This is a genomic window from uncultured Thiodictyon sp. (genome assembly GCF_903946935.1).
Lineage (GTDB): Bacteria > Pseudomonadota > Gammaproteobacteria > Chromatiales > Chromatiaceae > Thiodictyon.
In genome coordinates this window covers 19,094-27,361 of the sequence record NZ_CAJAXH010000210.1, presented here as the reverse complement: position 1 = coordinate 27,361, position 8,268 = coordinate 19,094, and the positions used below count along the sequence as shown (strand labels likewise).

The 8,268-nt window shown below is 66.3% G+C and carries 9 protein-coding genes; all 9 read left to right on the top strand.

The features are described 5' to 3' along the window. Positions 1–317 precede the first annotated feature (317 nt). The 9 genes from QZX93_RS17950 to QZX93_RS17910 all read left to right on the top strand — a co-directional run bounded on the left by QZX93_RS17950 (position 318) and on the right by QZX93_RS17910 (position 8,229). Positions 318–983: a protein-L-isoaspartate O-methyltransferase gene (locus QZX93_RS17950; protein WP_295389746.1), complete on the top strand. Its 666-nt coding sequence runs from the start codon at positions 318–320 to the stop codon at positions 981–983. A gap of 71 nt (positions 984–1,054) precedes the next feature. Beyond that, positions 1,055–1,639: an isochorismatase family protein gene (locus QZX93_RS17945; RefSeq protein ID WP_295389745.1), complete on the top strand. Its 585-nt coding sequence runs from the start codon at positions 1,055–1,057 to the stop codon at positions 1,637–1,639. Between the two features lie 187 nt (positions 1,640–1,826). Then, entirely contained in the window at positions 1,827–2,165 is a 339-nt protein-coding gene (locus QZX93_RS17940; RefSeq protein WP_295389743.1) for a hypothetical protein, read from the top strand. A 17-nt stretch (positions 2,166–2,182) separates the two neighbouring features. Continuing rightward, a complete protein-coding gene (locus tag QZX93_RS17935; protein ID WP_295389741.1) occupies positions 2,183–3,820 on the top strand; it encodes a thiamine pyrophosphate-dependent enzyme in 1,638 nt (545 codons plus the stop codon). Positions 3,821–3,830: 10 nt separating this feature from the next. Next, positions 3,831–4,325 carry an indolepyruvate oxidoreductase subunit beta gene (locus tag QZX93_RS17930; RefSeq protein WP_295389739.1) on the top strand — a complete coding sequence of 165 codons (495 nt, stop codon included), beginning with the start codon at positions 3,831–3,833 and terminating at the stop codon, positions 4,323–4,325. A 16-nt stretch (positions 4,326–4,341) separates the two neighbouring features. Beyond that, the gene (locus tag QZX93_RS17925) at positions 4,342–5,676 is read left to right on the top strand and encodes a phenylacetate--CoA ligase family protein (protein WP_295389738.1); all 1,335 of its coding nucleotides are present in this window, start codon (positions 4,342–4,344) and stop codon (positions 5,674–5,676) included. A 136-nt stretch (positions 5,677–5,812) separates the two neighbouring features. Next, on the top strand, positions 5,813–6,295 hold the full coding sequence (locus QZX93_RS17920) for an ACT domain-containing protein (RefSeq protein ID WP_295389737.1): 483 nt from the start codon (positions 5,813–5,815) through the stop codon (positions 6,293–6,295). Positions 6,296–6,441: 146 nt separating this feature from the next. Continuing rightward, a complete protein-coding gene (locus QZX93_RS17915; protein WP_295389735.1) occupies positions 6,442–7,776 on the top strand; it encodes a phenylacetate--CoA ligase family protein in 1,335 nt (444 codons plus the stop codon). Positions 7,777–7,785: 9 nt separating this feature from the next. Beyond that, the gene (locus QZX93_RS17910) at positions 7,786–8,229 is read left to right on the top strand and encodes a cupin domain-containing protein (RefSeq protein ID WP_295389733.1); all 444 of its coding nucleotides are present in this window, start codon (positions 7,786–7,788) and stop codon (positions 8,227–8,229) included. The last annotated feature ends 39 nt before the right edge of the window (positions 8,230–8,268 follow it).

The window sequence follows — 8,268 nt, the reverse complement described above, 5'->3', positions numbered from 1 at the left end:
CGGCAGGACCTTCGAACATGGTGCTTCACCCTCGGTTTGTTTGCACTTCCAAGGGTACACAATTTCGCGGGTCCTGCCGCTCTCCTGCGGTGATTCACCAAGCCCTACGCTAGGTCTTGGCCGGATTTATGATCAAGGCCAGAGCTGGCAAGAGCGTCTCAGAATTCTATCAAAAGACGGATCGCAAATTCGAACGTCCATTTCCGTGAAGGGGAATGCACGTGCGCGTTCGGTTAGGTAGTTGCGCGGCCGGCCCAAAGCCCTTAGCCTGACACCCCTTGAAGCGGCTTCCACCCATCCCCTGGAGAATCCCCCGCGTGGACCTAAACCACAATATCGCACGTTTCAACATGATCCAGCAGCAGATCCGCCCCTGGGAGGTGCTGGACGATCAGGTACTCGACGTCATGGGCGCGCTCGCGCGTGAGGGCTTTGTCCCGGACGGTTACCGGGGCCTGGCCTACGCCGATGTGGAGATCCCGATCGGCGAGGGGCAGTCGATGCTGGCCCCGAAGGTGGTCGCGCGCCTGTTGCAGGCCCTGAATGTGCAACCCGGCGAGCGCGTGCTGGAGGTCGGCACCGGCAGCGGCTACCTGACCGCCTGCCTGCGCCGGCTGGGTGCGGACGTCGTCAGCCTGGAACTCGACCCCGTCCTGGCCGCCGCCGCCCGTGAGCGTCTGGGTCGCCTGGGGCTGGACGGGATCGAGGTCCTCACGGCCGACGCCCTGGCCGGGCCGGCCGCGGGTGGTCCATTCGATGTCATCGCGGTGACCGGCTCGGTGCCCGGGGCTGAGGTTCTGTGGGTGCTGGAGGAACAACTGGCCTTGGCCGGGCGTCTCTTCTGTGTGCTCGGCGAGCCCCCGCTCATGGCGGCCTGGTTGATGACCCGGCTGGCCGATGGGTCGATGCGCCGCACCGCGCTGTTCGAGACCAGTATCCCGGCGCTGGCCAATTGCCCTGAGCCGCGGGGTTTCGTGTTCTGAAGCCGCTGGGCACCGGCCCGCGCACCATAAGTGCTGACTCAATCAGCAACAACAAAATCGGAGGACATCCCTTGAGCGTTCAACCAGTTCAGATGCCGCTGTGTCAGCGGGACTATTCCCAGTTGCTTATCATCGACGCCCAAGAGCGGCTGGCCAAGGCCATGGTGCCGGACGAGCTGGAGTTCGTCGTTTCCAACATCAACCGGCTGCTGGCGGCCGCCAAGGTCTTCGGCATCCCGGTGATCGCCACCCAGCACAACTCGCAGGGGTTGGGGCCGATTATCGCCTCGATCGCCGAGAATTTGCCGGCGGACACCCAGCCGACTGAAAAATCGGCCTACTCGTGCTGCACGGCCCCGGGGTTCGAGCGCAATATTTCGGCCCATCCGGAGCGGCGCCAATTGATCGTGGTCGGCATGGAGGCCCACATCTGCATCTCGCAGACGGTTTCCGGACTCCAGCGCTGGGGGTATCAGGTGTTTGTCCCGGCCGATGCCATCATCTCACGCAAGCCCGAGTGTAAGACCAACGTGTTGGGCCGTATGCGCAACGGTGGGATCCAGGTGTCGTGCGCCGAGTCGGTCGCCTTCGAGTGGATCGGCGACTCGACCAACGAACAGTTCCGCAGCGTGTGGTCGTTGTTCCGCAATCAGTGAGCTATCGCCGCGGGCCGGTTCGTTTGATCTATTGACAACAGTAGATTAAGAAATCGGTTCGCTGCGAGTCGTGTCCGTTTTCCGGTTCCGGGTAACGGCCCTGGCGCCCGCACCACCCCGAAAGATGAACGTGGCGGGCGCCTTGGCCGTTTCCCCACCCCTCCATCCCCCAATAGGGGCATGAGAATTGGACCGCGCTCCCGGCGCGACTTTTGCGGTAACGCTGGGGGTAACAAAACGGGCCTGCGCCGCCGCCGGTTTGCCCTTCGTGCGGCTGCGCGAGGCGGACGGTTATTTTGAGGCAGAGTTGGCGCAGCGTGTCCAGTTCGCCATCGACGCACTGCGCCCGCCAGCGCTAGCGCCCGCGCCGGCCCCGGCGCCGGAGGAGATCCAGCACAGCCTCTCGACGAGTCCCTTGACCACGATGACGAGCCGACGCTGCGGCGGCGGCGCTCTTGACTGCACCCCCGCCTTGCTGCGCCGCAGCATCCGGGGGGATAATCCGCCGCCTCTGAACTCCCGCTGACGCAGGGCCTTCCACCGATGAGCGATTCACCACAACTCTTGAGCGGCGACGAGGCGATTGCCTTAGCCGCGCTGCACGCCGGGGTGCGCCTGGGCACCGGCTATCCTGGCACCCCGTCCACTGAGATCCTGGAAACCTTCGACCGGCTTGGCGGGCGCGCCCAGTGGTCGCCCAATGAAAAGGTGGCCTTGGAGGTCGGGCTGGGCGCCGCCTTCGGTGGGGCGCGCACCCTGGTGACCATGAAGCATGTGGGTCTCAACGTGGCGGCGGACCCGCTGTTTACGGCCGCTTACACGGACCTGGTGGCGGGTCTGGTGGTGGTCTCGGCGGACGACCCGGGCATGGCCTCCAGCCAGAACGAGCAGGACAATCGGCACTATGCCCGCGCCGCCGCCGTGCCCATGCTGGAGCCGATGGACTCGCAGGAGGCCTACGACTTCACGCTGTTGGCCTTCGAGGTCTCCGAGCGTTGGCACCTGCCGGTGTTGTTGCGCATCACCACCCGGGTCTGTCACGCCAAGACGGTCGTGCGGCCGCAGAATGGCTTCCAGGCCGGGTCGCCGGTCGGCCCCGAGCCCGGTTTCCGGCGGGATATCCCGGCGCGGGTGATGATCCCGGCCTACGCCAAGCCGGCCCACCGCCGACTGCGTCAGAAGCTCGCCGAGATTGCTGCCTGGAACGACGCCGAGGGGCCCAATCGCATCTTCGCGGGCGGCTCCGAGTTGTGTCTCATCGCGACCGGCATCGCCGCCATGCATGCCCGGGAGGCGGCGCCCCAGGCGAGCCTGCTCACCATTGGGATGACCTATCCGCTGCCGCTGGAGACCATCCGCACCTTCGCGGAGTGCTGCGAGCGCGTGGTGGTGTTGGAGGAGGGGGACCCGGTGCTGGCGGACGCGCTCAAGGCGGCCGGCATCGCGGCCGAGGGCAAGCCGGAGCACTATCGCTACGGGGAGCTCAATGTCGCGCGGGTGCGCCGCATCTTGGCCGGGGACCTGAGCCCCGAGCCGGTGCCACCCAAGGGCAAGCCGCCGGAACTCTGTCAGGGGTGTTCCCATCGCGGGGTCTTCGAGGTCTTGCGGGACCTCAACTGCATCGTCGCCGGGGATATCGGTTGTTATACGCTCGGTGTCCTGCCGCCCTTCCAGGCCATGGATACCTGTGTCTGTATGGGGGCGAGCATCGGGGTCGGGCTGGGGCTGCGCCATGTCCTGCCGGAGGCGGAGGCGCGGCGGGTGGTGAGTGTCATCGGCGATTCCACCTTTGTCCACTCCGGGATCACCGGCCTGGCCGAGATGGTCTACAACCCGCCCGCCACCGGTCATGTCGTCCTGATCCTGGACAACGGCACCACCGCGATGACCGGGCAGCAGGAGCACCCAGGCACCGGCCGCACCCTGAGCCACGATCCGACCGGGCGTATCCACTTCGAGGACCTGGCCCGCGCCATGGGGGTGCAGAACGTCCATCTGGTGGATTTCCAGGCGGCGGAGGGTACCCTGGCGACGTTGCTAAAAGACCTGTTGGCCAAGTCGGAGACCTCGCTCGTGGTGACCCGTCAGCCCTGTGTCCTGGCGGCCCCCAAGATCCGCTTCTATGAAAAGGCCGCGGCCGACCGGTCGGCGACCGCCCCCGCTGCTGTCGTCGACGATTGAGGTCGAGCCCATGAATACAGTCCATAACGTGGTCATTGCCGGGCTCGGCGGTCAGGGGGTCATCAAGGCCTCCGACATCCTGGCCGACGCCGCCTTTCGCGCCGGGTACGATGTCAAGAAGAGCGAGCTGCACGGCATGAGCCAGCGCGGCGGCTCAGTGAGCAGCGACGTGCGCTTCGGGCCCCAGGTCTGGAGCCCCATGGTCCCCGCGGGGGAGGCGGATGCCCTGGTGGTCCTGGAGGAGACCCAGGTGGAGGTCAATCGTGGCGTATTGCGCCCTGACGGGGTGCTGATCGGCCCCGAGCTGCTCGATGCGGAGGCGCTGAAGAACAAGAAGAGCCTGAATGTGACCCTGCTGGGTGCGCTGTCGACTCAGTTGCCGATCGCGCAGGAGCACTGGCTCGCCGCCATCCATGCCAACCTGGCGCCCAAGCTCCATAAGCTCAACGAGCAATCCTTCTCGCTCGGCCGTGCGGCGGCCGAGCGAGTTGCTGCAAAGAATTAGCTGGAGGACAGTATCAGTGCAGACTGAGCTTTGGAACGATGCGGCGGGGGGCTTTCATCCCGCCAGCGCCCCGGACTTTCTACCCGCTGAGCGCTTAAAGGAGGTGCAACTGCGCCGCCTGCGCGCCGTGGTCAGCCGCGCCTATGAGCATGTGCCGCTGTTCCGTGAGCGGCTGGATGCGCGCGGTCTGACCCCCGAGGCCATCGGCGAGCTGGCTGACATCGCCAAGCTCCCGTTTACGATCAAAACGGACCTGCGCGATACCTATCCGTTCGGCCTCTTCGCGAGCCCGATGGGGGATATCGTGCGCCTGCACGCCTCCTCCGGGACCACCGGCAAGCCCATCGTGGTCGGCTATACGCGCGAGGACGTGGACGTGTGGGCCGAGGTGATGGCGCGCACCTTCGCCGCCTGCGGTCTGCACCGTGGCGACATCGTGCAGAACGCCTTCGGCTATGGGCTCTTCACCGGGGGCCTGGGCGCGCACTATGGCGCCGAGGCACTGGGGGCGACGGTCATCCCGGTCTCCGGCGGTAACACCGAGCGCCAGCTCATGGTGTTGCGCGATTTCGGCGTCTCCGCGCTGTGCTGCACCCCGAGCTATTTCGTCCACCTGATCGAGCGCGCCAAGGAGGCGGGCGTCGATCTCAAGGGCCTGCCGCTGCGCGTGGGCGTGTTCGGCGCCGAGCCCTGGTCGGACGCGATGCGCGCTCATATCGAGGCGAACACCGCGCTCAAGGCCTATGACATCTATGGGCTGTCGGAGATCACCGGCCCCGGGGTGGCCAGCGAGTGCGCGGCGCAAAACGGCCTACACGTCTTCGAGGACCACTTCTACCCGGAGATCATCGACCCCGAGACCGGGGCGAGCCTGCCGGACGGGGCGGAGGGCGAGCTGGTGCTGACGACGCTGAGCAAGAAGGCGATGCCCATGATCCGCTATCGCACCCGCGATATCACCCGGATCATCACCGCGCCCTGTGCCTGCGGGCGCACCCTGCGACGCATCGAGCGCATCGGGCGCCGCTCCGATGACATGATCATCATCCGCGGGGTCAACGTCTTCCCGTCCCAGGTGGAGGCCGCGCTGTTGCAGGTGGAGGGCGCCTTGCCCCATTACCGGATCATCCTGACACGCAAGAGCGGGCTGGATCAGATGGCGGTGGAGGTGGAGGTCACGCCCGAGGTCTTCAGCGATAAGGTTGGCGCGCTGGAGGCGGTACGCGCCCGCCTGGCCCAGGCCATCGAGCAGATCTGCGGTATTCGTGTCGACCTGCGGTTGGTGGAACCGCGCACCATCGAGCGCAGCGAGGGCAAGGCCAAGCGCGTCATCGACCAGCGTAATATTTGAGCAGGCGGATTATTTGTCCGCAAATGAACGCAAATTAACGCAAATGGGAATCGGGTAATCGCTTGTGATGGACCATCGTTGTCGCGTACAGGCTTGAGATCGCCCGACCGTTGCCAGTGACCAGGGGAATCTGACCGTGAAGCTACAGCAACTCTCGCTTTTTCTCGAGAACCGTCCCGGGCGCCTCGGCGCCCCGCTGGAGTCGATTGCCGCGGCGGGCATCAATCTGATGACCCTGTCGCTGGCGGATACCGCCCAGTTCGGCATCCTGCGCCTGATCGTGCGTGAGTGGGAGCTGGCCCGCCAGGTGCTGGAGCACGCCGGCTGGGTGGTGAACCTTACCGAGGTGGTGGCGGTGGATGTGCTCGACCGCCCCGGCGGTCTGGCCGAGGCACTCAAGGTCCTGGAGAGTGCGGGGCTCAATATCGAGTATCTGTATGCCTTCTCGCTGCGCCGCGGCGACAAGGCGATCCTGATCTTCCGCTTCGATGACCCGGACCAGGCCATCGTCGTGCTCAAGGCCGCCGGCCTGCATGTGGTGGATGCCGAGGAGCTCTTTAGCCACATTGCGGTAGGGGAGGGTGCAGCGGAAGCAATGAACGCAAATGAAGGCGAATAAGAAATAGGATTCGTCTGGCTCCCACGCTCCTGCGTGGGAGCAAGCGCTGGCGCTCCGCGTCCAGTGCGCAGACCGGACGCAGAGCGCCCGCATGGCATTCCCACGCAGGAGCGTGGGAACGAGAAACGCAAATAGAGCAGCGCCCTATGCCGAGTCCAGGCTTTGCCATCGAGAACCCCGTCTTCGACCCCGCGGAGACCCTGCCCCGCGCCGAGCTTGAGGCCCTGCAACTGGAGCGCCTGCGCGCCCTGGTCGAGCGGGTGGCACAGGTGCCGTTCTATCGCGACTATTTCACCCTGCACGACATCAATCGGCGCAGCATCCGCTGTCTGGACGATCTCCGGCGGCTGCCATTCACCACCAAGGATGACCTGCGTCGCCATCAGCCGCTGGGCTTCCTGGCGGTACCGCGTAAGGCGGTGGCGCGTATCCACGGTTCCTCCGGCACCACCGGCCGGCCCACCTTCGTTGCCTATACCGCGCAGGACCTCAAGACCTGGTCGGGACTCTGTGCCCGCTTCCTGGTGGCCGGGGGGCTCAAGCCCGAACACACGGTGCAGATTGCCTTCGGTTACGGGCTCTTCACCGGGGGCTTCGGGCTGCATTACGGGGTGGAGCGGGTCGGCGCGGCGGTGATCCCCGCCGCCTCCGGCAACACCCGCCGCCAGCTCGACATCATCCACGACCTGGCGCCCGAGGTGCTGATCTGCACCCCAAGCTATGCCCTGACCATCGCCGACGGCGCCCGCGAGCTGGGCATGGACCCGCGCTCCCTGCCCCTGCGCTTTGGCCATTTCGGCGGCGAGCCCTGGACCGAGGACATGCGCCGGGAGATCGAGGAGCAACTCGATATCGTGGCCTTCAACAACTACGGACTCTCCGAGATCATGGGGCCTGGCGTGAGCGGCGAGTGCGCCGCCCGCAACGGGATGCACCTGCAGGAAGACCACTTCCTGGTGGAGTGTCTCGACCCGCAGACCCTGGAGCCGGTCGCGGAGGGTGAGCCCGGTGAGTTGGTCATCACCACCCTGACCCGCGAGGCGGTGCCGATGGTCCGTTACCGCACCCGCGACATCGCCCGGCTCTATCGCGAGCCCTGTCCGTGCGGGCGCACCGGCATCCGCATGGGCCGCATCGCCGGGCGCAGCGACGACATGCTGATCATCCGCGGGGTCAACGTCTTCCCGTCCCAGATCGAGGAGGCCCTGTTGCGGGTGGAGGGCACCACGCCCCATTATCTGATCGAGGTGGACCGCCCGGGGACCCTGGACCAGGTGACGGTCAAGGTGGAGATCCGTCCCGAGTTGTTCTCCGACCGCATGGACCGGATGCAGGCCCTGCGCGAGCGCATCGCGCGCGAGATCCACACCGTGGCCGGCATCCGCGCGGAGGTGGACCTGGTGGAGCCGCGCCGCATCGAGCGCTTTGCCGGCAAGGCGAAGCGGGTGCTGGACCGGCGCAGTCTCTCGGACGGCAATTAGGAGACCCACATGACCGACTTCCTGCAATCGCTCCCGGGCCAGCGCTGGGCGGGGGTCGACCTGCTGGACTATAAGCCCAGCGGTAGCGCACCCTTCAAGGCCATCTCGCGCCAGGTGCTGATCGGCGACGACACCCTGGCCTGCGAGCTGCGCTATTTTGAGATCGCCGCGGGCGGGCATTCCACCCTGGAACGCCACGACCATGCCCACGGCGTATTGGTGCTCGCCGGGAGTGGCGCCTGTCTCGTGGGGGGTGAAATCCATCCGCTCGGCACGCACGATCTGGTGCGCATCCCGCCCTGGACCTGGCATCAATTCCGCGCCGACGCGGGCTCGCTGCTCGGCTTTCTCTGCATGGTCAACCGCAGCCGCGACCGTCCGGTGCTGCCCACCGAGTCGGACCTTGAGGGGCTGCGCGCGGACCCGGCGGTGGCCGCGTTTATCCGCACCTGATTTCCCCCTTCCGGGGCCGCTTTTCCCCCCGTAGGAGCT